25 protein-coding genes are annotated in these 24502 nt (G+C 64.6%); 10 read left to right on the top strand and 15 right to left on the bottom strand.

Annotated features, from left to right (window positions below):
- Positions 1-98 precede the first annotated feature (98 nt).
- From KO539_RS06725 to KO539_RS06700, 6 genes are all read left to right on the top strand, one after another.
- Complete coding sequence (locus KO539_RS06725; protein WP_374106344.1) at positions 99-746, top strand: YqgE/AlgH family protein; 648 nt, start codon at positions 99-101, stop codon at positions 744-746.
- Positions 743-1141, top strand: coding sequence for a Holliday junction resolvase RuvX (gene ruvX / locus KO539_RS06720; protein WP_217916667.1), 399 nt, complete (start codon positions 743-745; stop codon positions 1139-1141). Before KO539_RS06725 ends, ruvX begins: the two co-directional genes overlap by 4 nt.
- A 39-nt stretch (positions 1142-1180) precedes the next feature.
- Complete coding sequence (pyrR, locus tag KO539_RS06715) at positions 1181-1705, top strand: bifunctional pyr operon transcriptional regulator/uracil phosphoribosyltransferase PyrR (RefSeq protein WP_035828187.1); 525 nt, start codon at positions 1181-1183, stop codon at positions 1703-1705.
- On the top strand, positions 1698-2663 hold the full coding sequence (locus tag KO539_RS06710) for an aspartate carbamoyltransferase catalytic subunit (RefSeq protein ID WP_034746695.1): 966 nt from the start codon (positions 1698-1700) through the stop codon (positions 2661-2663). The genes pyrR and KO539_RS06710 overlap by 8 nt, the downstream gene beginning before the upstream one ends.
- Positions 2664-2687: 24 nt before the next feature.
- Complete coding sequence (locus KO539_RS06705) at positions 2688-3989, top strand: dihydroorotase (protein ID WP_219307997.1); 1302 nt, start codon at positions 2688-2690, stop codon at positions 3987-3989.
- A 147-nt stretch (positions 3990-4136) separates the two neighbouring features.
- Positions 4137-4883, top strand: a complete 747-nt coding sequence (locus KO539_RS06700; RefSeq protein ID WP_219307996.1) for a 1-acyl-sn-glycerol-3-phosphate acyltransferase — start codon at positions 4137-4139, stop codon at positions 4881-4883.
- Here KO539_RS06700 and KO539_RS06695 read toward each other — a convergent pair.
- The 7 genes from KO539_RS06695 to KO539_RS06665 all read right to left on the bottom strand — a co-directional run bounded on the left by KO539_RS06695 (position 4880) and on the right by KO539_RS06665 (position 11310).
- Positions 4880-5644, bottom strand: coding sequence for an ABC transporter permease (locus KO539_RS06695; RefSeq protein ID WP_219307995.1), 765 nt, complete (start codon positions 5642-5644; stop codon positions 4880-4882). The two genes, KO539_RS06700 and KO539_RS06695, sit on opposite strands and share 4 nt — an antisense overlap.
- A 2-nt stretch (positions 5645-5646) precedes the next feature.
- Complete coding sequence (locus tag KO539_RS06690; RefSeq protein ID WP_219307993.1) at positions 5647-6891, bottom strand: ABC transporter substrate-binding protein; 1245 nt, start codon at positions 6889-6891, stop codon at positions 5647-5649.
- A gap of 17 nt (positions 6892-6908) precedes the next feature.
- Positions 6909-7703, bottom strand: coding sequence for an ABC transporter ATP-binding protein (locus KO539_RS06685; protein ID WP_219307991.1), 795 nt, complete (start codon positions 7701-7703; stop codon positions 6909-6911).
- Positions 7700-8782, bottom strand: coding sequence for an acyl-CoA dehydrogenase family protein (locus KO539_RS06680; RefSeq protein WP_219307989.1), 1083 nt, complete (start codon positions 8780-8782; stop codon positions 7700-7702). Before KO539_RS06680 ends, KO539_RS06685 begins: the two co-directional genes overlap by 4 nt.
- A gap of 1 nt (position 8783) precedes the next feature.
- On the bottom strand, positions 8784-9338 hold the full coding sequence (locus KO539_RS06675; RefSeq protein ID WP_099401571.1) for a carboxymuconolactone decarboxylase family protein: 555 nt from the start codon (positions 9336-9338) through the stop codon (positions 8784-8786).
- Positions 9339-9456: 118 nt separating this feature from the next.
- Positions 9457-10377: an AraC family transcriptional regulator gene (locus tag KO539_RS06670; RefSeq protein ID WP_219307987.1), complete on the bottom strand. Its 921-nt coding sequence runs from the start codon at positions 10375-10377 to the stop codon at positions 9457-9459.
- A gap of 93 nt (positions 10378-10470) precedes the next feature.
- A complete protein-coding gene (locus KO539_RS06665; RefSeq protein ID WP_219307985.1) occupies positions 10471-11310 on the bottom strand; it encodes a symmetrical bis(5'-nucleosyl)-tetraphosphatase in 840 nt (279 codons plus the stop codon).
- Positions 11311-11718: 408 nt separating this feature from the next.
- Between KO539_RS06665 and KO539_RS06660 the strand changes: the two genes are divergently transcribed.
- The 4 genes from KO539_RS06660 to waaA all read left to right on the top strand — a co-directional run bounded on the left by KO539_RS06660 (position 11719) and on the right by waaA (position 15847).
- Complete coding sequence (locus tag KO539_RS06660; protein WP_219307983.1) at positions 11719-12027, top strand: H-NS family nucleoid-associated regulatory protein; 309 nt, start codon at positions 11719-11721, stop codon at positions 12025-12027.
- A gap of 93 nt (positions 12028-12120) precedes the next feature.
- Positions 12121-13515 (top strand): phosphomannomutase/phosphoglucomutase, encoded by a 1395-nt coding sequence (locus KO539_RS06655; RefSeq protein WP_099401567.1) that lies wholly within the window; start codon positions 12121-12123, stop codon positions 13513-13515.
- A gap of 4 nt (positions 13516-13519) precedes the next feature.
- Complete coding sequence (waaC, locus tag KO539_RS06650; protein ID WP_219307981.1) at positions 13520-14542, top strand: lipopolysaccharide heptosyltransferase I; 1023 nt, start codon at positions 13520-13522, stop codon at positions 14540-14542.
- 18 nt (positions 14543-14560) lie between these two features.
- Positions 14561-15847 (top strand): lipid IV(A) 3-deoxy-D-manno-octulosonic acid transferase, encoded by a 1287-nt coding sequence (gene waaA / locus KO539_RS06645; protein ID WP_219307979.1) that lies wholly within the window; start codon positions 14561-14563, stop codon positions 15845-15847.
- Positions 15848-15949: 102 nt separating this feature from the next.
- Here the strand turns inward: waaA and KO539_RS06640 are convergent, their stop codons facing one another.
- From KO539_RS06640 to KO539_RS06605, 8 genes are all read right to left on the bottom strand, one after another.
- Positions 15950-16885: a M48 family metallopeptidase gene (locus KO539_RS06640; RefSeq protein WP_219307977.1), complete on the bottom strand. Its 936-nt coding sequence runs from the start codon at positions 16883-16885 to the stop codon at positions 15950-15952.
- A 44-nt stretch (positions 16886-16929) separates the two neighbouring features.
- Positions 16930-17670: a 1-acyl-sn-glycerol-3-phosphate acyltransferase gene (locus KO539_RS06635; RefSeq protein ID WP_034746739.1), complete on the bottom strand. Its 741-nt coding sequence runs from the start codon at positions 17668-17670 to the stop codon at positions 16930-16932.
- A gap of 16 nt (positions 17671-17686) precedes the next feature.
- Positions 17687-18274, bottom strand: coding sequence for a D-glycero-beta-D-manno-heptose 1,7-bisphosphate 7-phosphatase (gene gmhB, locus KO539_RS06630; RefSeq protein WP_176387426.1), 588 nt, complete (start codon positions 18272-18274; stop codon positions 17687-17689).
- Positions 18274-20376 (bottom strand): glycine--tRNA ligase subunit beta, encoded by a 2103-nt coding sequence (gene glyS / locus KO539_RS06625; protein ID WP_219307975.1) that lies wholly within the window; start codon positions 20374-20376, stop codon positions 18274-18276. Before glyS ends, gmhB begins: the two co-directional genes overlap by 1 nt.
- A 39-nt stretch (positions 20377-20415) precedes the next feature.
- On the bottom strand, positions 20416-21333 hold the full coding sequence (gene glyQ / locus KO539_RS06620) for a glycine--tRNA ligase subunit alpha (protein ID WP_176387428.1): 918 nt from the start codon (positions 21331-21333) through the stop codon (positions 20416-20418).
- Between the two features lie 147 nt (positions 21334-21480).
- On the bottom strand, positions 21481-23061 hold the full coding sequence (gene lnt / locus KO539_RS06615; RefSeq protein WP_257626125.1) for an apolipoprotein N-acyltransferase: 1581 nt from the start codon (positions 23059-23061) through the stop codon (positions 21481-21483).
- A 16-nt stretch (positions 23062-23077) separates the two neighbouring features.
- Positions 23078-23956: an HlyC/CorC family transporter gene (locus KO539_RS06610; RefSeq protein ID WP_034746750.1), complete on the bottom strand. Its 879-nt coding sequence runs from the start codon at positions 23954-23956 to the stop codon at positions 23078-23080.
- Positions 23957-24073: 117 nt separating this feature from the next.
- Positions 24074-24502, bottom strand: coding sequence for a DUF4259 domain-containing protein (locus KO539_RS06605; protein ID WP_219307973.1), 429 nt, complete (start codon positions 24500-24502; stop codon positions 24074-24076).

Raw genomic sequence — 24502 nt, 5'->3', positions numbered from 1 at the left:
ACGGTGCGCGCCGCCCAAGATTTGCGGCAGCTTGTGCCAGGCGTACGATAGCGGGGTAAGCGAGACTTGCCAGCAAGCCCACAGAGAGAGCATCGCGTATGAAAAAGAGTAAAATCGACCAGACTCTACCAGGACATCGTCTGATGCAGGGTGTGGGAGAGCCGGCCGCGACCGGTTCCTCCCCCCTGAATCTGGCCAACCATTTCCTCATTGCGATGCCGGCCATGCAAGACCCGATCTTCGGCGGCACGGTCGTCTACGTGTGCGAACACAATGAAAACGGCGTGCTCGGCGTCGTCATCAACAAGCCCACCGACATGACCATGGAAGTGCTGTTCGACCGCATCGACCTGAAACTGGCGGCCGGCAGCGACACGCCCATCATCAATGAACCGATCATGTTCGGCGGCCCGGTGCAGGACGACCGCGGCTTCGTGCTGCATACGCCGGGCGCCCGCTATTCCTCGTCGCTGACGGTGACCGATGAAATCGCGTTTACCACGTCGATCGACGTGCTCGAAGCCGTCGCCAAGGGCGATGGCCCCGAGCGCATGCTGGTCTCGATCGGCTATTCGGGCTGGAGTCCGGGCCAACTGGAAGACGAAATCGGCCGCAATGGCTGGCTGACGGTAGGCGCCTCGGCCGACATCCTGTTCGATTTTCCCATCGAGCAGCGCTACGTGGCGGCCATCAAGTTGCTCGGTATCGACCCCCTCATGCTGGCATCGGAAGCCGGACACGCATGAGCGGTGACGCCATCGACACCATCCTCGCCTTCGATTTCGGCTTGAAACGCATCGGTGTGGCCATCGGCAATACCATGATTTGCCAGGCCAAGCCGCTCAGCGTGATCACGGCCACGGCGAACGAGCCGAAGTTTGCCGCCATCGATAGCCTGATCAAGGAGTGGGGCGCGAGCCGCATCGTGGTGGGCTTGCCCAGCCATCCCGATGGCACGGAACACGAGATGAGCGCGCGCTGCCGCCGTTTCGCCAACCAGGTGCATGGCCGCTTCAACCTGCCGGTGGAACTGGTCGACGAGCGTTATTCCTCGGCCGTCATCGCCGCCAGGCGCGGTGAAGTCATCGACGACCGCGCCGCCGCCATCATCCTGCAACAGTATTTTGACGCGAATTATTAATCTGACCTTTTGGCCCATTCCTGAATGATCAAGAACTCCATGCCGCATCCTACGAATCCATCCCAACTCGACGCCGAGGCCCTGTACGCGGTCTTGCTGCAGCAAGTGCAGAGCGGCCTGGCGGGCATCCCCAACGTGGCCATCGTCGGCATCCATTCGGGCGGCGCCTGGCTGGCCGAACGCCTGGCGCGCGACCTGAACCTGCCGGGCCGCCTGGGTGTGCTCGACGTCTCGTTCTACCGCGACGACTTCGCCCAGAAGGGTCTGCATGCCGACGTCAAGCCGACGCAAATCAGCTTTGACGTGGCCGGCGCCACCATCCTGCTGGTCGACGACGTGCTGTACACGGGCCGCACCACGCGCGCGGCCATCAATGAATTGTTCGATTATGGCCGTCCGGCGAAGATCATGCTGGCCGCCCTGGTCGACCGCGGCGAACGCCAACTGCCGGTGGCCGCCGATTTCGTGGCCGCCTTCACAGCCGTGCCGCCGGGCCAGGCCCTGGTCCTGAAGCAAGCCGACGATGGAAAATTCACGCTCACCATAGATACCCACCATGCTTAATCCGCAACTGAATAAACACGGCGAACTGCAACACCTGCTGACGATTGAAGGCTTGCCGAAGTCTATCGTCAACCACATCCTCGACACGGCTTCCTCGTTCGTCGGCATCTCCGACCGCGATGTGAAAAAGGTCCCGCTGATGCGCGGCAAGAGCGTTTTCAACCTGTTCTTTGAAAACTCCACGCGCACCCGCACCACCTTCGAGATCGCGTCAAAAAGGCTGTCGGCCGACGTCATCAACCTGAACATCCAGGCCTCGTCGGCCAGCAAGGGCGAGTCCCTGCTCGACACCATCGACAATCTGTCGGCCATGCATGCCGACATGTTCGTCGTGCGCCACGCGCAGTCGGGCGCGCCCTACCTGATCGCCAAGCACCTGATCGACACCAAGCAGCCGCACGTCCACGTCGTCAACGCGGGCGACGGACGCCACGCGCACCCGACCCAGGGCTTGCTCGACATGTACACGATCCGTCACTACAAGAAGGATTTCACCAATCTGACGGTGGCCATCGTGGGCGACATCCTGCACAGCCGCGTGGCCCGTTCCGACATCCATGCGCTGACCACCCTGGGCGTGCCGGAAGTGCGCGCCATCGGCCCGCACACCCTGCTGCCAGGCGGCCTGGAACAGATGGGCGTGCGCACCTTCACCAACATGGATGAAGGCTTGAAAGGCGTGGACGTGATCATCATGCTGCGCCTGCAAAATGAACGCATGAGCGGCGCGCTGCTGCCGTCGGCGCAGGAGTATTTCAAGAGCTACGGCTTGACGCCCGAGCGCCTGGCGCTGGCGAAACCGGACGCCATCGTCATGCATCCGGGCCCGATGAACCGCGGCGTGGAGATCGATTCGGCCGTGGCCGACGGTCCGCAGGCGGTGATCCTGCCGCAGGTGACCTTCGGTATCGCCGTGCGCATGGCGGTGATGAGTATTTTGGCTGGTAATCAGGGCTGATAGCCCAAGGACGAGTAAGCGAGCATGACGACACTACATATCAAGAACGGCCACCTGATCGACCCTGCCAATGGCATCGATGGCTTGCAAGACCTGTTTATCGCCGACGGCAAGGTGCTGGCCGTGGGCAGCGCCCCGGCCGGCTTCACCGCCGACACCACGTTTGACGCGGCCGGCCTGGTGGTTTCCCCCGGCCTGGTCGACCTGTCCGCGCGCCTGCGCGAGCCGGGCTACGAATACAAGGCGACCCTGGAATCGGAATTGCAGGCGGCGCTGCAAGGCGGCGTCACGAGCCTGGTCTGCCCGCCCGACACCGACCCCGTGCTGGACGAGCCGGGCCTGGTGGAAATGCTGAAATACCGCGCCAAGACGCAGAACAAGGCCCACGTGCATCCGCTGGGCGCACTGACCATGGGTTTGAAAGGCAAGTCGCTGACGGAGATGGCGGAACTGACGGAAGCGGGCTGCATCGGCTTCGCGCAGGCGGAAGAGCCGATTGAAGACACGACCGTGCTGCTGCGCGCCATGCAGTACGCGAACACCTTCGGCTACACCGTCTGGCTGCGCCCGCAAGACCCGCACATCGGCCGTGGCGGCATCGCCCACAGCGGCCCGCTGGCCTCGCGCCTGGGCTTGTCCGGCGTGCCCGTGATGTCCGAAACCATCGCCCTGCACACGATTTTCGAATTGATGCGCGCCAGCCGCGCGCGCGTGCACCTGTGCCGCATTTCGTCGGCGGCCGGCCTGGAACTGATCCGCGCTGCCAAAGCCGAAGGCTTGCCCGTCACCTGCGACGTGGGCGTGCACCATGTGCACCTGACGGATGCCGACATCGGTTTCTTCGACCCGAACGCCAGGGTCACGCCGCCATTCCGCAGCCAGCGCGACCGCGATGCGATCCGCGCCGGCCTGTTGGACGGCACGGTCGACGCCATGTGCTCGGACCATACGCCGGTCGACGATGATGAAAAACTGCTGCCGTTCGGCGAAGCGTCGCCCGGCGCCACGGGCCTGGAACTGCTGCTGTCGCTGGCCCTGAAATGGGCCGACGACTACGCGCTGGGCCAGCCGCAGGCGGGCGCCCGTCCGCTGGCGCGCGCCGTGGCCAAGGTCACGTCCGACGCGGCCCGTGTCGCCGGCATCCCGGCCGGCAGCCTGGCCGTGGGCGAAGCGGCCGACATCTGCGTCTTCGATCCCGCCGCGCGCTGGACCGTGTCGTCGGCCTCGCTGGCCAGCCAGGGCAAGCACACGCCTTTCCTCGGCTATGAGCTGAGCGGCATCGTCAAGGCAACCATCGTTGCCGGACGGGTGGCGTTTCAGCGTTAATTGTTTGTATCGGAGCCGTAGGTCGGATTAGCGGTACGCGTAATCCGACAAGTCCATGGCGGCTCCTGTCGGCTTACGCCGCGCCTCGCTGGCGCGGCTAAGCCGACCTACGCGGCTGTATGGATCTGCTTCCAACCTTGGTGTCATTTGAAACTTCTGCTTACCTACCGCCTCGCGCGCATCGCCATTCACCTGGGCTGCGGCATGGCCAAGAGCGCCGTGCTCTTTCCCTGGCTGGACCTGGAGGGGCGCAACCGGCGCATCCGCCGCTGGTCGACGCAGCTGCTCGACATCTGCGGCGTGCACGTGGCGCAGCCGGCAGACAGCGTGCCGGCGCTCGCCCATGCGATGGTGGTGGCGAACCACGTTTCGTGGCTCGACATCTTCGTCATCAATGCCGTCCATCCCTGCCGTTTCGTCGCCAAGGCGGAAATCCGCGCCTGGCCGATCTTGGGCTGGCTGGCGGGGCGCGCCGGCACCATTTTCATTTCGCGCGGCAGCAAGCGCGATTTGCGCCTGATCTTCCAGGGTCTGGTGGATAAATTGACGGCGGGCGAGCGCATCGCGTTTTTCCCCGAAGGCACGACCGCCGCGCAAGGGCAGATCCTGCCGTTTCACGCCAATCTGTTCGAGGCGGCCATCGACGCGCAAGTGCCGGTGCAGCCGTTCGCGCTCGTGTATGTGGATGACAAGGGGGCCTTGCACCATGCCGTCGATTTCATCGGCGACATGAGCTTTGCGCAAAGCATGGTGGCGATCCTGAGCGGCCCGCCCATCACGGCGCGCCTGACCTGTCTGGCGCCGGTGGCGACGCTGGACGCGCACCGGCGCGAGCTGGCGGCGGCAACGCAGGCGACTATCGCCGCTACGCTGCCGCTGGAGAAGGTAGCTTAATTCTTCACGTGCAGCCAGCGCGCATGCGCGGCGCGGGCCAGGTAGTCGAGGATAAAGCCTAAAATCCCGATCAGCACGATGGCGGCCATCAGTTCCGAATACGCGAGCCGGTCGCGCGTGTCGAGGATGAAGTAGCCGAGTCCCGCCGACACGCCCAGCATTTCCGCCGGCACCAGCACGATCCAGATGATGCCGATGGCCAGGCGCACGCCCGTCAGGATATCGGCCGTGATGCCCGGCAAAATCACCTTGAAGACGATCTCGCTGCGCGTGGCCGACAGGCTGCGGGCCAGCAGCAGCCAGTTCGGATCGAGCCGCGCCACGCCGGCCGCCGTATTGAGCAAAATCGGCCAGACGGCGGCAAACCCCAGCAGGAAGTACACGGGCGCGTCACCGACACCGAGCACCATCACGGCGATCGGCATCCACGACAGCGGCGAAATCATGCGCAGCAGCTGGAACAGCGGCATGGCGGCGCCGGAAAAGCTTTTCGACATGGCCACCAGCACGCCGAGCGGCACGCCGATGATGATCGCCAGTCCCAGGCCCACGGCCACCCGTTGCAGGCTCAGTACCACGTGCAGCCAGATGTCAAGGCCGCCGACCATCTCCTGGAACGCCAGCGCCGTGGGCAGCGGCGCGAAGGCGGTGGCAATCGGCGTGGATTTCTCCAGCGTCGTCACGCCCATGGACCACAACAGCAAGGCACAGGCCAGCCCCACCAGGGGCAGGCCGAACTTCGTGAACAACTTGCTCGCCATCGTCAGACCGCCACGGTTTCGCTGCGCAGCAGGTTGGCCGGCAAGCCGAAGGCGGCCGGGCCGCCGACTGCCGTGATGGCCTTGCGCACGAAGCGGTCATCGACCAGGTCGCGCGCGGCGAACTTCGGATCGAGGTTGGCCAGGAAGCGCGTATCGCCCTCGACCTTGGTGCGGCCGATGGCGCGCACCAGTTCTTCCGTGTACGAGGCGAACGGGTACGGCTGGAAGTCGATGCGGCGCTGCTGCCAGTTCTTGTGCACGATCAGGCCCTGCTTTTCATAGCCGGCGTAATCGGTGGTGGCCAGCACCTTGGTCAGCACCTGCAGCGGATGCGGCGTGTAGCGGTGCTCGCCCACGTTCGACAGCAGCTTGGCCGTGTCTACCTGGTTCGAGCGCGTCCACAGCTGCGCCTTGACGATGGCGTTGGTGACCTTTTGCGCCCATTCGGGACGCGTGTTGATGTCGCGCTCGGACAGGAAGGTGACGCAGCACGCATGGTTTTTCCACACGTCGCCCGAGAAGCGCAGGATCTTGCCGATGCCGGCGTTTTCCGCCGCCGCATTGAAGGGTTCCGCCACGATGTAGCCGGCAATCGACTTGCTGGCCAGGGCCGAGACCATTTCGGCAGGCGCCAGCACGATCAGGTTGACTTCATTCGGTTTGATGGCCGCGTTGCGCGCGCGCGTGACCGGGGTCAAGCCGTTCGAGGACAGGATTTGCTGCAGCAGGATGTTGTGGATCGAGTACCAGAAGGGAATCGCGACCGTGCGTCCGCCCAGGTCGGAGACCTTGTTGATCTCGTTGGCCACCGTCAGCGCGGAGCCGTTGACGTGGTTCCAGGCGACGACCTTCGCGGGGAACTTGGCGCCGTAGCGCACCCACAAGGTGGCCGGCGACAGCAAGTGGATGACGTTGACCTGGCCGGCGACGAACGCTTCGATGATCTGCGCCCAGCTGCGGAACAGGCGTGGCGTTTCCGCCTGCAAGCCTTCCGCTTCGAACATTTTACGGGCGTGGGCGACGAGCAGGGGGGTGGCGTCGGTGATCGGCAGGTAGCCGATTTTCACGGGCTGGTCGTCGCCTTTCGGGCCTTGCTGGGCCATGGCGTCGCCGGCGAACAGCAGGGGCGAGGCGACGCTGGCCGTGGCCAGGGCCGACATGCGCAGGAAGTCGCGCCGCGTCAGGCCGCAGTCGCAATCGGACGAGGCGCAGATATGCAGGGGTTTGTTGTGGTCTTCGAATGTCATGGGAAAGTTCCGGTCGATTAATGGGGAGCAAAGGCAGGCGCTTGATCCTGCTTTTGCAGCGCCTGCAGGGCGTCGAGGATATCCATTTTCAGGGCGATGACGTCGGCGCTGTGGCCGACGCGTGGCTGGTCGATGGCGACGGGCCATTCGCGCACGATGTTGCCCGGCTTGCCGCCCATCAGCAAGATGCGGTCGGCCACGAGAATCGCTTCGTCGATATCGTGCGTGACCAGCAGCACGGCCGTGTGCCAGCGGTGCACCACGTCGACCAGCAAGGATTGCATCTCGGCGCGGGTGATGGCGTCGAGGGCGGAAAACGGTTCGTCGGCGAACAGCAGTTCCGGTTCGCGGGCCAGCGCGCGGGCCAGGGCCACGCGCTGCGCCATGCCGCCCGACAGCGCGGACGGATACAGCTTTTCGCGGCCCTTCAAGCCGACCGCTTCGATGGCTTGCGCCACGCGCGCCTCGTGCGCTGCGCGCGTCAGCTGCGGCTGGTGCTTGAAGTCCAGGCCGAAGCCGGCGTTGCCCGTGACGTTCAGCCAGGGTAGCAAACTGGCTTGCTGGAAGACGAGGGCGCTGCGCGGGTCCGGTTCGCGCATGGGAGCGTCGAGGAACTGGATCTCGCCCGTGGATGGTGGCTGCAAGCCCGCCAGCACGCGCAGCAGGCTCGATTTGCCGCAGCCGCTGCCGCCCAGCAGACAGACGATTTCGCGCTTGCGCACGCCCAGCGAGACGTGCTGGAACACGGGTGCCGTGCCCGGATAGGCGTAGCTCAGGTCCTGTGCCTGCAGCGCCCAATCAGTCACGCTCATGCCGACGCTCCCGCCTTGGCCGCCTGCTGGCTGTCGAACAGCTGCAAGGCCGCCTGCAATTGCGTCAGGCTGGGAGTGACGATGGGGATGAACGACGATTCGCGCCAGCGGCGGGCAAAGCCCTGCTGCTCGGCGTTCAAATAGGCGCGCCCGCCCATCGCTTGCAGCTCCAGCATCAAGGCTTGCTGCAGCACGTCGGCCAGCTGTATGCGCAGGCGGAACATGGCCGGCGCCTGCGTCCTGAAACGGCCATCGTGCACGCCGGCCAGCAGGGTCGCGACGGCGCTTTCCAGGGTCGCTTGCAGCGCTTCGATGCGCGGCGTGAGCTGGTTGCGCGAACCGGCGGAAATCTGCGCCGCTTTGGCCAGGCTGGCGCGCGCCAGGCCGATCGACAGGCCGCACTGCATGCCGAGGAACGAAGGGCGCACTTGCGGCAGCCAGGCCGGCGCATTGTCGCTGATGATGTCCGCGGCGGGGATGTGCACCTGCGCCAGCTTGACGGAAGCCGTATTGCTGCCGCGCAGGGCGATCAGGTCCAGGTCGTCGCTGCGTTTGACGCCAGCCGTGCCGCTGTCGAAGGCGACGATGACGGGTGGCGCGCCGTCGTCCGGCGCCACGGCGGCCGCCGCGACGAAACCCGCCTTGCGCAAGTTCGTCACCCAGGCCAGGCCGCCGTCGACCAGCAGGCCGTCATCGTGGCGCGCGCCCGTGATTTGCAGCTGCTCGATGCCGGACAAGAATTTCATGGCGTTCGACAAACCGCTGGCGCCTGCCTGCGTGCCTGCCAGCAGGCCGGGCAAGCGGCGCTCGGCCAGCGCGCGGTTTTCGCTTTGCAGCAGGAATTCGATGAAGCAGCGCTGGCCCCAGAAGACAAAGGCCGCAGTCACCGATTGCTCGGCCACTTTGGCGATGGCGTCGATGGCGTCGCGCACGTCGCCGCCCGCGCCGCCGTGTTCCCGCGGCACGCCGATGGCCAGCAGTTGGTCGCCAGCGAGTGCCGGCAGGACGGTTTCAGCCAGTTCCGACGATTGGTCTAGCTGGTCGGCATGCATGTGCAGCCAGTGATTAAGCTGGCCCATGTCAGACGGCGCCAGGCAGGTAGGGTGTCAATTGCGGATTGACGGGCGTGCCGGCCAGGCTGTTGGAGAAATTGCACAAGGTGGCCAGGCTGATGCCCAGCACCACTTCCAGCGCCTGCTGTTCGTTGTAGCCGGCGGCCAGGAAGGCTTGATATTCGGCGTCGCTGACGGCGCCGCGCGTGGCGATGACGGCTGTGGCGAAGGCGGCGACGGCGTCGAGTTTTGCGTCGTTCGTCGGCTGGCCGTGCTGCAGGGCGCGCACCGTGTCCGGCGTCTGGCCCGCTTTTTTCAGCGAGATGGCGCTATGGCCGGCGATGCAGAAATCGCAGCCGTGGATGCGCGCGGCCGTGATCTGCACCACTTCGCGTTCCATCAGGCTCAGGCTGGCGCGCCCGTTGATGCCGGAGACGGTCAGATAGGTTTCCAGGGCCAGCGGGGCATTGGCCAGCACGCCGATCAGGTTGGGCAGGAAGCCATTGTTGGCGATGGCCTTTTCCACGAAGGGGCGGCTATCGGCCGGGGCGGTATCGAGAGTGTGCAGCGTCAGACGGGACATGGGGTACCTTGCTAAGTTGGTAAGTCACCCGGCCATTATATCGGCCATGCCGTGCACGCAACAGACGTCAGCGTCGTCGTTTTGTGTTCGTTCGTCTGCGATTTCGCGTTCCTTGACTTCAGCTGGCCAGCTGGCGCAATCTCTGGTCGCGCCGGTAGGCGCCCGGCTGCTCGCCCGTGACGCGTTTGAAGGCGCGCGTAAAGGCGGCGTGCGAGCGGTAGCCCACCAGTTCGGCCGCGCGTTCGACGGAGACGCCGTCGTGCAGGCGGCGCGCGGCGATCTTCATGCGCAGCAGGAGCAGGAACTGGGCCGGCGAGTGGCCGCTGGCGCTGGCAAAATGCTTGCAGAAGCTGGCGCGCGACATGCACGCCGCCTTGGCCATGTTCTCGATCGACCAGTCGTCGGCGGGCGCGTCGAGCATGCGTTCGAGCAGCGGCGAAAACGCGGGCTGGTGCAGCAGCGACAGCAGGCCGGCCGCCACCTGCTCGCCCTGCGCCACATGGCGGATCAGGTAAAAGAACAGCAGTTCGACCAGGCGCGCAATCAGCGGCGACGGCTGTTCCGGATCGCCGCCCGCTTCCGCCAGGATCAGGTCGAACAGCGCGGCGGCGGCGCTGAAGGCGGGGGCGTCGCCGCGTATCAGCAGGTACGGCGGGAAGGAGTCGACGATCAGCGCGGAGAGGGCACCGCGAAATTGAAAGAAGCCGCAGGCCAGCGCCGTCGCTGGCTGGTCCGTGGACGCTTGCAGCGGCAGCATCGTTTGCGCGCTGACCGCCTGCAGCGGGTCGCTGTGGGGGCTGAGGAAGTGCGGCAAGTCGCGCAGCAGGAAGACGCCGTCGCGCGGGCCGAGCGCAATCGGCGCCGCCCCATCGAGGTGCAGATAGCAGTGGCCATCGAGCACCAGGTGAAAGCTGCCCAGTTCCCGGCCGGCCGTGGAAGCGCGCCAGCGGCCGCAGTACTGGCCCACATGCAGGACGGCGGTGTCGAGTTCCAGGCTGCCGAGCAGCCAGCGCGCCAGTCTGTCGGTATCAGGATGCATGGGATCGCACAGGCAAAAGCGCCATCATACGGGCTGCGCGCGGCAAGGCCAACGACCGATTTCGACTAAGCATATGCGCGCCATGCTTGCCATTTAGCGCTTGCCGCTGTGCTGCTGGAAGGCGGGGCAGTCGACCTGCAGCAAGGAGCGGTCTTCCAGGCACACGGCCGACAGTTTTCCACCCCAGACGCAGCCGCTATCGAGGCCGATCAGGTGTTCCCGCAACTGCAGTCCCAGCGCCGACCAGTGGCCGAAGACGATGGTGTCGCCGGCGCTGCGCCGTCCCGGCACGTCGAACCACGGCAGCAGGCCGGAGCCCGGTGGCGGGCTGCCGCTCTCCTTCATCTTGAAGTCCATCACGCCGTCCGGCGTGCAAAAGCGCAGCCGCGTCATGGCGTTGACGATGCAGCGCAGCCGGTCGGCGCCCTGCAGGTCGTCGCGCCAGGCGGCCGGCTCGTTGCCGTACATGGTGCGCAGGAAGGCCACCCACTCGTCGCTGCGCAGCATGGCGGACACTTCGCCGCTCAGGGACAGGGCCTGGGTCGCGCTCCATTGCGGCAGCAGGCCCGCATGCACGAGCACATGGCCGTCGTGTTCCAGCGCCAATGGCCGCTGGCGCAGCCAGGTGAGCAACTCGTCGCGGTCGGGCGCGTCGAGGATCTCGGCCAGCGTATCGGACGCATGCTCGGGGCGGATGCCGTTGGCCACGGCCAGCAGGTGCAAGTCATGGTTGCCCAGGACGCTGTCGGCCAGGCCCTGCCGCGCCAGCGCGTAAATGTGGCGCAGGGTGGCCAGCGAGGCCGGACCGCGGTTGATCAGGTCGCCCGCGAACAGCAGGCGGTAGGGGCCATCGGCTGCCGCCTGGATCCGTTCGATCAGTTCGACGGTTTGTGCATGGCAGCCTTGCAGATCGCCGATAAAGTAAGTTTTCATGTGTGCCGGGTGAAGTGAACTATGCGCCTGCATTATAAGCATGCCGGCCCATTGGCGTCGGCTGCATTGCCGGCGATTTCCCGATTGCGAGTCTGGCCGGCGGAAGAAAATAAGGGCGCCGATTATGGCCGCAGGGGGATTTAATTGGGCGGAACTTTCCGCTGTCATATATCGGTCATTATCTTGCGGCACGCCGCTCAGGCATTCCGGAATGCCATTTCATCCATGTTTATTTACCTCCACGCACGCTTCCTGCATATTCTTCATTTAATCTTAATGTTGGGCCGCCAAATAAATCGGGAGTCGTGATTCAATTGGCGATGGATTATGCAATGGTGCGCAGGTATTTATGCAATGTAGTATATTCCACGTGATTTTATTATTTAAATTAATATAAAGGATGTACCAATGGATCTGTCGACGCTGACGATGCTGGAATTGCGCAAACTGGAAGATAATGTCAAGCAGGAATTGAACGGCCGCGAACGCGAAGACTTGAACAAGGCGCGCGAACAGATCATGGCCATCGCGCAGCAGGCGGGCATTCCGTTGAAACAGCTGATACTCGATGGCTTGCACCCGCGCACGGGCAAAGTCGCCGTGCGTTACCGCCATCCTGACAATGCGTCCGAGCAATGGACTGGCCGTGGCCGCCAGCCGCTGTGGGTCAAACAGTGGGTGGAATCGGGCAAGTCGATCGATCTGCTGCGCGTATAATTCGGTATACTCCTGGCGCAGTGGCACGGCTGTCAGCCGCGCGCCGCGCCTTGCCAGGCTTCCCTATTTGACCCTACTTATACCGCCCACACCATGCTTCCATTGTCCAGAACGATCTTCAAGGCCTACGATATTCGGGGCATCATCGCTAAAACCCTCGATGCCAGCGTGGCCCACAAGATCGGCCAGGCATTTGGCCAGGCCGCCCTGGCCAAGGGCGAGCAGCGGGTCGTGATCGGCCGCGATGGCCGCCTGTCGGGACCGGAATTGACGGCGGCGCTGGCGCAGGGCTTGCAAGCGGCCGGCGTCGACGTGATCGACCTGGGCGTGGTGGCCACGCCGATGGTGTACTTCGGCACGAACGTGCTCGATACGCGCTCCGGCATCATGGTCACGGGCAGCCACAATCCGCCCGATTACAACGGCTTCAAGATGGTGCTGGCCGGTGAAGCGATCCACGGCGAAGCGATCCAGGCCCTCTACCACAGCATCGTCGCGCACGACGGCAGCGCCAGCGCCAAGGACGTTGCCAACCCGGGAACCTATGCCACGCACGATATCCGCGCCGCCTACCTGGAGCGCATCCTGGGCGACGTCAAGCTGGCGCGCCCGATCAAGATCGCCGTCGACTGCGGCAATGGCGTGGCCGGTGCATTCGCGGGCGACCTGTTCCGCGGCATGGGCTGCGACGTCATCGAACTGTTCTGCGAAGTCGATGGCAATTTCCCGAACCACCACCCGGACCCGGCGCATCCGGAAAACCTGCAAGACCTGATCCGCTGCCTGGCCGAGACGGATGCCGAAATCGGCATCGCCTTCGATGGCGACGGCGACCGCCTGGGCGTAGTCACCAAGGATGGCCAGATCATCTACCCCGACCGCCAGATGATGCTGTTTGCCGCCGACGTGCTGACCCGCCACCCTGGCGCGCAGATTTTGTACGACGTGAAATGCACGCGCCACCTGGCGCCGTGGATCAGCAAGCATGGCGGCGTGCCGCTGATGTACAAGACGGGCCACTCGCTGGTGAAAGCCAAGCTGCGCGAAACGGGCGCGCCGCTGGGCGGCGAAATGAGCGGTCATATCTTCTTCAAGGACCGCTGGTACGGTTTCGACGACGGCATGTATTCGGCCGCGCGCCTGCTGGAAATCCTCACGCGCGAAGCGGATCCTTCGGCTTTGCTGAATTCCCTGCCGCAGTCCGACAGCACGCCGGAACTGCACCTGGAACTGAAGGAAGGCGAGAACGTCGCACTGATGGACATGCTGCGCCGCGACGCCGTCTTCCCCGGCAATGAACAGATCATCACCATCGACGGCTTGCGCGTGGAATACGCGGACGGCTTCGGCCTGGCCCGTTCGTCGAACACCACGCCGGTGATCGTCATGCGCTTCGAAGCGGAAACGCCGGCAGCGCTGGCGCGCATCCAGGGACAGTTCAAGAGCGTGATCCTGGCCGCCAAGCCAGACGCCGTACTGCCGTTCTGACAGCATGGCGGCTCAACCTGGCGCACAGGCGCCCTTGAAAATCCTGCTGGTGCGGGTATCCTCGCTGGGCGACGTGCTGCATAACCTGCCGATGGTGGCGGACATCGCACGCCATTTCCCGAACGCGACCATCGACTGGGTGGTCGAGGAGGGTTACGCCAGCCTGGTGCGCCTGAACCCGCGCGTGAACACCATCTTCCCGTTCGCGCTGCGGCGCTGGCGCAAGAGCCTGGGCAAGAAGGAGACGCGCGCGGAAATCGCCGCCTTCTTCCGCAGCCTGCGCCAGACGCATTACGATTATGTGTTCGATACCCAGGGCTTGCTCAAGACGGGCATCATCATGGGCGCCGCGCGCCTGGCGCCGGGCGGACAGAAGGTCGGCCTGGCCAATGGCAGCGAAGGCTCCGGCTACGAAGGCATCTCGCGCCTGTTCCATACCAAAAGCATTCCGCTTGACCCGCGTACGCATGCGGTGGCGCGCGGCCGACTGGTGGCCGGCGCGGCACTCGGCTACGCGGTCGACACCCCGGCCGATTTCGGCTTGCCGGAAGTATCGAACAGCGAGCCGCGCCCGGACTGGATGGGCGAAGCACCTTACTGCGTGTATTTCCACGGCACGGCGCGCGACGCCAAGAAATGGGCGCCGGAACACTGGATCGCTCTAGGCCAGGCGCTCGCACCCATGCCGATTTTGCTGCCCTGGGGTTCGCCCAAGGAAAAGGCGGAAGCGGAAGTGCTGGCGGCCGGCCTGCCCAACGCGCGCGTGCTGCCGAAACTGTCGATGGGCGACGCCACCCTGCTGGCGCGCCACGCGGCGCTGGTGGTCGGCGTTGACACGGGCCTGACGCACATCGCCGCCGCCTTTGTGCGCCCGACGGTGGAAATCTATGCCGATTCGCCGCTGTGGAAAACGGAAGGCAACTGGTCGCCGAAAATCATCAACCTGGGCGACAAAGGCGCGCCGCCCGGCGTGCCGGAAGTGCTGGCCGCGGCGCGGCGCCTGCTGGCCGACTATCCTCCCGCCTGACTTTAACATTCAATAAACATGCGACTTCTTTATACCCTCGCCTGGTGGCTGGCCTTGCCCCTGGTGCTGGCGCGGCTGTGGCTGCGCGGACGCCAGGAACCCGGCTACCGCCAGCACTGGGGCGAGCGCCTGGGCTGTTACGGCCGTCAGCCGGCACCTCTTCCTGACACCATCTGGCTGCACGCCGTCTCCGTCGGCGAGACGCGTGCGGCCGAGCCGCTGATCGATGCGCTGCTGGCCGCCTGGCCCGCGTGCCGCATCGTCCTCACGCACATGACGCCGACGGGGCGCGCCACTGGTAAATCCCTGTTCGCGAAACACGGCGCGCGCCTCGTGCAAAGCTATCTGCCGTATGACACGGGCGCCATGCCGGCCCGTTTCATCCGCCATTTCGCGCCGCGTATCTGCATCCTGATGGAGACGGAAGTGTGGCCGAATCTGATCCACCAATGCAATCGCTACAAAGTGCCCGTGGTGCTGGCCAATGCGCGCTTGTCGCAGCGCTCGCTGGGCAAGGCGCAGCGCCTGGGTCAACTCATCGCCGATGCGGCGCGCGGCATCACCCTGGTGGCGGCGCAGACGCAGGACGACGCCGATCGCGTGCGCCAGCTGGGCGTGCGGGACGTGGTGGTCACGGGCAGCATCAAGTTCGACGTCGTCGTGCCCGAGGCGGCGCTGGCGACGGGGGCATGGCTGCGCGGCGCCATCGATGCATCGTCCCACCCGCGCCCCGTGCTGCTATGCGCCAGCACGCGCGAAGGGGAAGAGCAGCTGATTCTCGATGCCTATACCCGTGCCAACTTGCCTGCGAATGCGCTGCTGCTGATCGTGCCGCGCCATCCGCAGCGTTTCGACGAGGTGGAAAAACTGATCGCGGCGCAGGGCCTGGCCGTGCAGCGCAGGTCTGGCCTGGCGCAGGGCGATGCCGTCGCTGCGGGCACGCAAGTGCTGCTGGGCGACTCGATGGGCGAGATGTTTGCCTATTACGCGGCCTGCGATTGCGCGTTCGTCGGTGGCAGCCTGCTGCCGCTGGGCGGGCAAAACCTGATCGAGCCGGCGGCCCTGGGCAAGCCTGTGCTGATCGGCCCGCACACCTTCAATTTCGCGCTGGTGACCGAACAGGCGATCACCGCCGGCGGTGCCGCGCGGGTGGCGGACGCCGATGCGCTGATGGCGCAGGCGTCGGCCTTGTTGCAGGATCCGGCGCAGCTGGCGTCGATGGGGCAAAAGGCGCTGGCGTTTGCGGCGCAGCACCGTGGGGCCACGCCGCGCACCGTCGCTGCGATCAAACCGCTGTTGGCGTGATGTATGCGCGGCCAACAATGTTGTCGGATTACGGCCTGCGGCCTAATCCGACCTACGTGACTGTAGGTCGGATTAGCTCGTAGAGCGTAATCCGACAGGCACCTACGTAAACAGCACCGGCAACTCCTGCGAGCGTTTTCTCAGCGCCTGCTTGGCGCCATCGTAATCGGGATAAATCGACTCCACGGTGGCCCAGAAGCGGGGGCTGTGGTTCATTTCCAGCAGGTGCGACAGTTCATGCGCCACTACGTAGTCGATCAGCGGCAGGGCGAAGTGGATCAAACGCCAGTTCAGGCGGATCTTGCGCTCGATGGTGCAGCTGCCCCAGCGCGTGCCGGCTGACGATAGCGACAGTGAATCGTAGCGCACCCCCAGCTTGTCCGCATACACGTCCAGGCGCGCCTCGAACAGCTGTCGCGCTTCGTGCTGGAACCAGCCCTTCACTTTTTCCTTCAATTGCTGCTCGCTGCCCGTGGGCGTGACCCATACGTGCAGCTCATTCGTCTCGCGCTGGAAGCTGGCGCGGTGGCGCGGCGCCTGGTGCAATCGCAAGGTGATCTCGCCGCCGAGGTAAGGCAGCACGGCGCCGTCGACCCAGGCCACGGGCGGGCGCTGCTGGCGCTGCACCTTGCGCTCGCCCCGCTCCAGCAGCTTCGAGACGATCCAGCTCTGCTTGGCGCGGATGGCGTTGTCGATTTCGGCCAGGGTGACGCGCTTGGGCGCCGTCACGCGCAAGCCGTTATCGTCGATCATGAAGCCGATGGAACGGCGCGTGGAGCGGCGCAGGGCGAATTCGACGAGGTGGCTGCCCAGCTGCAGCTGGCGCAATGGCGGGCCATCGGCGGTGCGTGGCGGGGAGGGAAGGACAGGGCGCGCGGGAGGCGTGGCAGGCGCCGGTGGCGGCGCCAGGGGAACTACAGGCTTTGCCTCCACGGGCGGCGCTGGCGGTGCCGTGGGGCGCACCGCCGGGGGCGTGCTGGTCGAGACGTCATGCGCGAACAAATCCAGTTGCTGGTCGCCGACCTTGATGGTCTTCATCTGCTGGCGCAGTGTCGGCTCCTGGATGACCGCGCTGATGCCGTCTAGCCAGCGTTGTAGGCGTGAGGCGAAATGACGCGCATTTCTGATTCTATCCAATTTTCCACCTGTTGCATCATGCTGTCCGGGGTTTGCCCTTCCGGCGAAATCGGTTTGCCTATCGAGACGGTGATCAGTCCCGGGCGTTTGAGGAATGACTGCTTGGGCCAGCACTCGCCTGAATTGTGCGCAATCGGCACCACCACGGCGCCCGTGGCAATCGCCAGACGCGTGCCGCCGCTTTTGTACTTGCCCGCCTGGCCGACGGGAATGCGGGTGCCTTCAGGGAACATGATAATCCATTGGCCATCGGCCAGGCGTCGCTTGCCATGCGCGACGACGCTCTTGAACGCATGCTTGCCCTGCTTGCGGTCGATGGGGATCATGCGCAGCAGCGCCATGGCCCAGCCGAAGAAGGGGATGTACAAAATCTCCTTCTTGAACACATACACGAGCGGGCGTGGCAGGCTGGGAAGCAAAAAGATGGTTTCCCATGCCGACTGGTGCTTCGACAGCACGATGGCTGGCGCATCGGGGAAGTTCTCGGCGCCCTTGACTTCGTAGCGGATGCCGCAAATGACCTTGGCACACCACAGGATAAACACGTTCCAGCGCGAGGTGACCCAATAGCGCTTGTTGTAGCTCAATGGCGCGGCAAAAAAGCACACGCAGGCCCAGACGATGGTGGCCACGATCATGATGATCATGAACAGCAGGGATCGCAGGAACAGGGAAATATTACGCAATGCGGTTCTCCGAAGATTAGATGCTCAATGCCACGGCGGGCGCCGATGCCGCGGGCGCCTTGAGCAGGTGGCTGACGACGGCGGCCAGGTCGGGGAAGACCTGGGTGCCAGGCGGCAGGCCACCCGTTTCGTTGGTTTTTTCGCCCTTGCCCGTCAAGACCAGGTAGGGCACGCAGCCGCTGATGAAGCCGGCCTGCAGGTCGCGCAGCGAATCGCCGACTGTGGGCACGCCTTTCAGGCTGGTGTTGTAGCGCTGCGAAATTTCATGGAACATGCCCGGTTTCGGCTTGCGGCAGTCGCAATTGTCCGCGCCCGCGTGCGGGCAAAAGAAGATGGCGTCGATATCGGCGCCCACCTGCTGCGCCAGGGTGTGCATCTTCTGGTGGATCGCGTTGAGCACCGTCATGTCGAAATATTCGCGCGCGATGCCCGACTGGTTCGAGGCGATGACCACGCGATAGCCAGCCTGGTTCAGGCGGGCGATCGCTTCGAGCGAACCGGGTATCGGCAGCCATTCGGCAGGCGACTTGATGAAGTCCGGCGAGTCATGATTAATGACACCGTCGCGGTCGAGAATAATCAGTTTCAGCGCCGGCGTGCCCATTATGCCGCCAGCTTGGAAATGTCGGCCACGCGGTTCATCATGCCGTGCAGCGACGACAGCAAGGCCAGGCGGTTGTTGCGCAGGGCGACATCCTCGGCCATCACCATCACATCGTTGAAGAAGCCATCGACGTCGTCGCGCAGCTGCGCCAGCGTTTGCAGGGTGCTGGTGAAGTCGCCCTCGGCAAAGGCTGCATCGACTTCCGGCTGCACGCGCGAGACGGCGGCGGCGAGTTTTTTCTCCGCCTCGTCCTGCAGCAGTGCCACGTTGACGCCGCCGGCGGCGACCTGGCTCACGGCTTCCTCGTTCTTTTTCAGGATGTTCGTGATGCGCTTGTTGGCCGCTGCCAGCGAGGCGCTTTCCGGCAGGGCGGCAAACGCCTGCACGGCTTCCAGGCGCTGCACGATGTCGTCCAGGCGGTCCGGGTTTTGCGCCACGACGGCTTCGATTTCATTCGGCGAGAAACCGCGCTCGCGCAGGATGCCGCGCAGGCGGTCCAGCATGAAGGTGGTGACATCCGCGACGGGGTCCTTGAATCCGGGAACGGCTGCGAACTGCGCGGCCGCATCCGCCAGCAAGCCCTGGATCGACAAAGGCAAGCGTTTTTCCAGCAGCATGCGCAGCACGCCCAGCGCATGGCGGCGCAGCGCGAACGGATCCTTGTCGCCCGTCGGCGCCAGGCCGATGGACCAGATGCCGACCAGGGTTTCGAGCTTGTCGGCCAGGGCCACGGCGGTGCCGGTACCGGTGGTTGGCAGGCTGTCGCCGGCAAAGCGCGGCTGGTAATGTTCGGAGGCGGCCAGCGCCACTTCTTCCGGTTCGCCGTCATGGCGCGCGTAGTAGGTGCCCATGATGCCTTGCAGCTCAGGGAATTCGCCCACCATGTCGGTCAGCAGATCGGCCTTGGCCAGCAGGGCGCCACGTTCGGCCAGGGCCACGTCATATTGCAGCTTGGCGGCGATGGCGCCGGCCAGCGACTTGACGCGCTCTGTGCGGGCCGCTTGCGTGCCCAGCTTGTTGTGATAGACGACGTTGGCCAGCAGCGGCAGACGCGATGCCAGGGTTTTCTTCTTGTCTTGCTCGAAGAAGAACTTGGCGTCGGACAGGCGCGGGCGCACGACGCGCTCGTTGCCGCCGATGATGTGCTCGGGCGTGTCCGTCTCGATGTTCGAGACGATCAGGAAGCGCGAACGCAGCTTGCCTTCGCTGTCCGTCAGCGCGAAATACTTCTGGTTCGTCTGCATGGTGAGGATCAGGCATTCCTGTGGCACGGCCAGGAATTCTTCCTCGAAGTGGCATTCATACACGACCGGCCATTCGACCAGGGCCGTGACTTCATCGAGCAGCGCTTCGGGCATCAGCACCTGGTCGGCGCCGGCCTTGTCCAGCAACTGGGCGCGGATGCGTTCCTTGCGTTCCTCGTTGCTGGCGATGACGCTGGCGTTGAGGATCAGGGACGGCGCATAGTTTTCCGCGTGCGCGATGGTGATCGGTTCGCCGTCGGTGAGGAAGCGGTGGCCCAGGGTGGTGCGGCCGGCCGTCAGTCCCAGCAGGGTCAGGGGCAGGATATTGATGCCGTGCAGGGCGATCAGGCTGTGGGCTGGGCGCACGAATTGCACGGTGGTACCGTCCGGGCGCTGATAGCTCATCAGTTTTGGAATCGGCAGCTTGGCGGCCGACTCCGTCAATGCCGCCTGCGCGCCGGTGGCGAGCTGGCTGCCTGGCGCCGTGTAGGTGTAGAAGAAGCTTTCAGCCTTGCCGTCGGCGGCGCGTTCCAGCTCGGCCACCGTCAGGTCGGGGAAGCCCAGCGCGGCCAGTTTCTTGGCCAGCGGCGGCGTGCCGTTGCCGTTCGCGTCCAGCGCCACGGAGACGGGCAGGACTTTTTCACGGATCGATTTGTCGGGCGAGACTTCGCGCACGTTGGTGATGGAGACGGCCAGGCGGCGCGGCGAGGCGTAGCTGGTGGCGACGCTGTCGGCTTCCAGGAAGTCGCGCGCCTTCAGGCCGTTGACGATGCCGGCCGTGAAGGCGGCGCCCAGTTTGGCCAGCGCTTTCGGCGGCAGTTCTTCGGTCAGCAGTTCGATGAGCAGTGTTTGGTTCATGGTGTTCTTGTCTGGTACGGCGGTGTATGAGCTAGGCGATCAAGCGGCGGCGGGTTGGTCTGCGGCGGGCAGCATCGGGAAACCGAGGCGCTCGCGCGAGTCGTAATACGCTTGTGCCACCAGGCGCGACAGGGTGCGCACGCGGCCGATGTAGGCGGCGCGTTCCGTTACCGAGATGGCGCCACGCGCATCGAGCATATTGAAGCTGTGCGAAGCCTTCATGATCTTTTCGTAGGCGGGCAGGGTCAGTTGCAGCTCGATCAAACGCTTCGCTTCCGCTTCGTAGTTGCCGAACTGTTCGAACAGCAGGTCCGTATTTGCGTGCTCGAAGTTGTAGGTCGATTGCTCCACCTCGTTCTGGTGGAAGACGTCGCCGTAGGTCAGCTTTTTCGTGGTGCCGTTTTCTTCCCACTCCGTCCACACCAGGTCATACACGTTTTCCACGCCTTGCAGATACATGGCCAGGCGTTCGATGCCGTACGTGATTTCGCCCAGCACGGGCTTGCAATCGAGGCCGCCCACTTGCTGGAAATAGGTAAATTGGGTCACTTCCATGCCGTTCAGCCAGACTTCCCAGCCCAGGCCCCAGGCGCCCAGGGTCGGGCTTTCCCAGTCGTCTTCGACGAAGCGCACGTCATTCTGCTGCAAGTCCAGGCCCAGGGCGGCCAGCGAACCCAGATACAGGTCGAGGATGTTTTCCGGCGCGGGCTTGAGCACCACCTGGTACTGGTAGTAGTGCTGCATGCGGTTCGGGTTTTCGCCATAGCGGCCATCTTTCGGGCGGCGCGACGGCTGCACATACGCGGCGCGCCACGGTTCCGGACCAATCGCGCGCAGGAAGGTGCCGGTGTGGAAGGTGCCGGCGCCGACTTCCATGTCGTAAGGCTGGAGCAGGGCGCAACCTTGCTTGTCCCAATAGGTTTGCAAGGTCAGGATAATTTGTTGAAATGTGAGCATCGTATGAGTTCGCCGCGCGGGAGGCTGCGCTTTGTTAAGGTTTGCTTGAAGCCCGGACGCATGCTTGGAAGCGCGTCCGGGCCGGGGTTTTGCTAATTTTAGCGGTTTTTACGGGCCCACTGTGACTCTTCGGGCAATATCGGCCGCTTATTGCTGCGCGGCGCGGCCACGGCGGGCGGCGCGCGACAGCAGGAAGGCCGTCAGCAGGGCCAGCGCGGCCAGGGCCAGCACCAGTTTATTGCCGTACAGAATGTATGGCGTCATGCCGCCCATGCCTTGCACCTTGGCCGCCAGGGTCGCTTGCTGCTCCGGCGGCAGCAGGCTTTGTACCACGCCCTTGCCGTCGATGACGGCGGTGGCGCCCGTGTTCGTCGAGCGCAGCATCGGGCGGCCCGTTTCCAGGCTGCGCATCTGCGAAATCTGCAAATGCTGCGGGATGGCGATCGAATCGCCAAACCAGGCCAGGTTCGAGATATTGAGTAGCACGGACGCCGACTGCTTGCCATGGCGGTGGGCGCTGGCCAGCTGTCCCGCGATTTCCTCGCCAAACAAATCTTCGTAGCAGATATTCGGCAGCACCAGCTGGTCGCGCACGGGCAAAGGCGCCTGGACTTCCGCGCCGCGGCCCATGTCGCCCAGCGGGATGGCCATCATGGCGACAAACCAGTGCAGGCCGGGCGGCACGAATTCGCCGAACGGCACCAGGTGGTGCTTGCGGTACTGGTAGTACGGACCCGGCGTGCCGTTGGGCGTGATCCCCACGGCCGCATTGTAGAAGCGCTGCTGCTCGTCGAGCACGGGCATGCCGACCAAAATCGTGCTGCCCGTCTGCTGTGAATACGTCGCCAGGTTATCCAGATAGCCGGGCGGCAGCTGGTGCGGCAGCACGGTGACGGCCGTTTCCGGCGTGGCGATCAGATCGGCCGGCGCGCTGGTGATGGCGCTCTGGTACATCTGCAGGGCGCCCAGCACGAAGCCGGGATCGAATTTCTGCTGCTGCGGCACGTTCCCTTGCAGCAGGCGCACGGTGATCGGGCGTCCGACCGGGTGCGTCCAGGCCACGTACTGCAAGCCAATGCCGGCCGCGTACAGGGCGATGACGCCGCCCAGCGCAAACCAGCGCGTGCGGTGTGTCAGCAGCAGCAGAGCGCCGGCCGACAACGCCGCCAGCCAGCCCAGGCCATACGCGCCGACGATGGGAGCAAAGCCGGCCAGCGGGCTGGCATTGTGGGCGTAACCGGTGGCCAGCCACGGGAAACCCGTAAACAGCCAGCCGCGCGTCCATTCGAACAGGGTCCAGGTGGCGGGCAGCACCAGCAGGGTCATGGCGGGCAGGGACAGCACCCAGCGCTGGCGCAGCCAGGCAGCCGCGCCCATGGCCAGGGCCACGTAAATGGCCATCAGGAGGGCCAGCAGGGCCACGGCGATGGCGGCGATCGGCGCGGCCATGTCGCCATAGCGGTGCATGGAGATATACAGCCAGTGCGTGCCGGCCGCGCACCAGCCAAAGCCATAGGCCCAGCCGATCAGCGCGCCGGCCTTGACGTTCGATGCGCGCAGCACCTGGTAGAACAGCACGCCCAGGCTGAGGATTTGCAGGGGCCAGTAGCCGAAAGGGGCGAACGCCAGCACGGCGACGGCGCCAGCGATGGCGGCAGTCAGCATGCGCGCCCACGTGCTGAGGGGCGGTTTGGCGGGGGCGTTGGGATCGACGCGTCTGAAACGCATTTACAGCACGCGCATGTCAGAGTTCCAGTTCCGGCACGTTGGGCAGGCGCTCGACGAGCAGCACGTGCACCTGGCGCGCATCGGCGCGCAGCACCTCGAAGCGAAGATTGCCCAGGTCGAAAATATCGCCCTTGTGCGCCATGCGGCCCAGGTACTTCGAGACGAGGCCGCCGATGGTGTCGACGTCGTCGTCGACCAGGTGGCTGCCCACTTCTTCGTTGAACTGTTCGATCTCGGTCAGCGCCTTGACTCTCCAGCGGGGGCCGAACTGGCCTTCCTTGAGCGAGAGGATATTGTCCTCGGCTTCGTCGAAGTCGTATTCGTCCTCGATGTCGCCGACGATCTGTTCCAGCACGTCTTCGATGGTGATCAGGCCGGCGACGCCGCTGTATTCATCGACGACGATGGCCATGTGATTGTGGTTGGCGCGGAAATCGCGCAGCAGCACATTCAGGCGTTTCGATTCGGGGATGAAGATGGCGGGGCGCAGCATGTCGCGCACGTCGAAAGTTTCTTCTGCGTAATAACGCAGCAAGTCTTTCGCCAGCAGGATGCCGATGACCTTGTCGCGCTCGCCTTCGATCGCGGGGAAGCGCGAGTGGGCGGTCGACAGGACTTCCGGCATCCATTCCTCGATCGGCTTGCTGATGTCGATGACATCCATTTGCGAACGGGGAATCATGATGTCGCGCGCGCAGAGATCCGATACCTGGAACACGCCTTCGATCATCGACAGGGCGTCGGCGTCGATCAGCTTGCGTTCATGCGCATCGTGTAGAACTTCGAGCAATTCTGCACGGTTCTCTGGCTCGGGGGATATGAGTGCGGTCAGGCGTTCAAACAGTGACCGGTGGGGCTTGACGTCAGTTCTGACGCCACTAGGGTGCTCGGGCATAGGAGGCGTGAGCCGTTGTTGCGAAGGGATATAGGATACACCAAAAGTGGGGGAATACCGGATTTCCCCGCTTTTGATGCAAATTTAATACGTTGAAGTGCGCCGTTGCGCGATCTTTCAGGCCGCTTCCTGGCCCAGCACGCGCGCGCGCAGGGCCGCCACGTCGGCCTGCCAGTCGGCGAAATGCTCGCTGTCCTGCCACAGTTGGCGCAGTTCCGACGACTCGGCCGTGATGCGCTCGAAGGCCAGGCGCGCTTTTTCCAAGAGCGGCGGCGTGACCTTCTTCTTGCAGGCGGCCACCCATTCGTCCACTTCGGCCGTGGCCGGGTCATCCTCGCCCTCGCCAGGCTGGCCCTGCAGGCGCGCGATCACGTCCAGCGCGGCCAGCGCTTCGGCGGCGAATGGCGCTTCGAGTGCCGCTTCCTGGCTGTCGATGACGTTGTCGAGCGTCGTCTCGACCAGTTCCAGGGTTTTATATTCGTGCAAGTCCTGCGCCCAATCCATGGCGTAGTCGTTGCCGAAGGCGTCTGTGGCCCAGGTTCCCAT

It is taken from the genome of Janthinobacterium sp. NKUCC06_STL, assembly GCF_019345455.1.
Lineage (GTDB): Bacteria > Pseudomonadota > Gammaproteobacteria > Burkholderiales > Burkholderiaceae_D > Janthinobacterium > Janthinobacterium rivuli.
Note: the sequence above shows the minus strand (reverse complement) of the source record. Positions and strands in the feature narration are given on the sequence as shown.

Bases quoted from the DNA above. Each gene is read 5' to 3' on its own strand.
- pyrR (WP_035828187.1), top strand. From the start codon at position 1,181: ATGCCGCATCCTACGAATCCATCCCAACTCGACGCCGAGGCCCTGTAC.
- KO539_RS06725 (WP_374106344.1), top strand. From the start codon at position 99: ATGAAAAAGAGTAAAATCGACCAGACTCTACCAGGACATCGTCTGATG.
- KO539_RS06605 (WP_219307973.1), bottom strand. From the start codon at position 24,502: ATGGGAACCTGGGCCACAGACGCCTTCGGCAACGACTACGCCATGGAT.
- waaA (WP_219307979.1), top strand. From the start codon at position 14,561: ATGCGACTTCTTTATACCCTCGCCTGGTGGCTGGCCTTGCCCCTGGTG.
- ruvX (WP_217916667.1), top strand. From the start codon at position 743: ATGAGCGGTGACGCCATCGACACCATCCTCGCCTTCGATTTCGGCTTG.
- KO539_RS06690 (WP_219307993.1), bottom strand. From the start codon at position 6,891: ATGACATTCGAAGACCACAACAAACCCCTGCATATCTGCGCCTCGTCC.
- lnt (WP_257626125.1), bottom strand. From the start codon at position 23,061: ATGCGTTTCAGACGCGTCGATCCCAACGCCCCCGCCAAACCGCCCCTC.
- KO539_RS06640 (WP_219307977.1), bottom strand. From the start codon at position 16,885: ATGAAGACCATCAAGGTCGGCGACCAGCAACTGGATTTGTTCGCGCAT.
- KO539_RS06705 (WP_219307997.1), top strand. From the start codon at position 2,688: ATGACGACACTACATATCAAGAACGGCCACCTGATCGACCCTGCCAAT.
- KO539_RS06665 (WP_219307985.1), bottom strand. From the start codon at position 11,310: ATGAAAACTTACTTTATCGGCGATCTGCAAGGCTGCCATGCACAAACC.
- gmhB (WP_176387426.1), bottom strand. From the start codon at position 18,274: ATGGGCACGCCGGCGCTGAAACTGATTATTCTCGACCGCGACGGTGTC.
- KO539_RS06655 (WP_099401567.1), top strand. From the start codon at position 12,121: ATGCTTCCATTGTCCAGAACGATCTTCAAGGCCTACGATATTCGGGGC.
- glyS (WP_219307975.1), bottom strand. From the start codon at position 20,376: ATGAACCAAACACTGCTCATCGAACTGCTGACCGAAGAACTGCCGCCG.
- glyQ (WP_176387428.1), bottom strand. From the start codon at position 21,333: ATGCTCACATTTCAACAAATTATCCTGACCTTGCAAACCTATTGGGAC.
- KO539_RS06670 (WP_219307987.1), bottom strand. From the start codon at position 10,377: ATGCATCCTGATACCGACAGACTGGCGCGCTGGCTGCTCGGCAGCCTG.
- KO539_RS06610 (WP_034746750.1), bottom strand. From the start codon at position 23,956: ATGCCCGAGCACCCTAGTGGCGTCAGAACTGACGTCAAGCCCCACCGG.
- KO539_RS06680 (WP_219307989.1), bottom strand. From the start codon at position 8,782: ATGGGCCAGCTTAATCACTGGCTGCACATGCATGCCGACCAGCTAGAC.
- KO539_RS06675 (WP_099401571.1), bottom strand. From the start codon at position 9,338: ATGTCCCGTCTGACGCTGCACACTCTCGATACCGCCCCGGCCGATAGC.
- KO539_RS06685 (WP_219307991.1), bottom strand. From the start codon at position 7,703: ATGAGCGTGACTGATTGGGCGCTGCAGGCACAGGACCTGAGCTACGCC.
- waaC (WP_219307981.1), top strand. From the start codon at position 13,520: ATGGCGGCTCAACCTGGCGCACAGGCGCCCTTGAAAATCCTGCTGGTG.
- KO539_RS06710 (WP_034746695.1), top strand. From the start codon at position 1,698: ATGCTTAATCCGCAACTGAATAAACACGGCGAACTGCAACACCTGCTG.
- KO539_RS06695 (WP_219307995.1), bottom strand. From the start codon at position 5,644: ATGGCGAGCAAGTTGTTCACGAAGTTCGGCCTGCCCCTGGTGGGGCTG.
- KO539_RS06660 (WP_219307983.1), top strand. From the start codon at position 11,719: ATGGATCTGTCGACGCTGACGATGCTGGAATTGCGCAAACTGGAAGAT.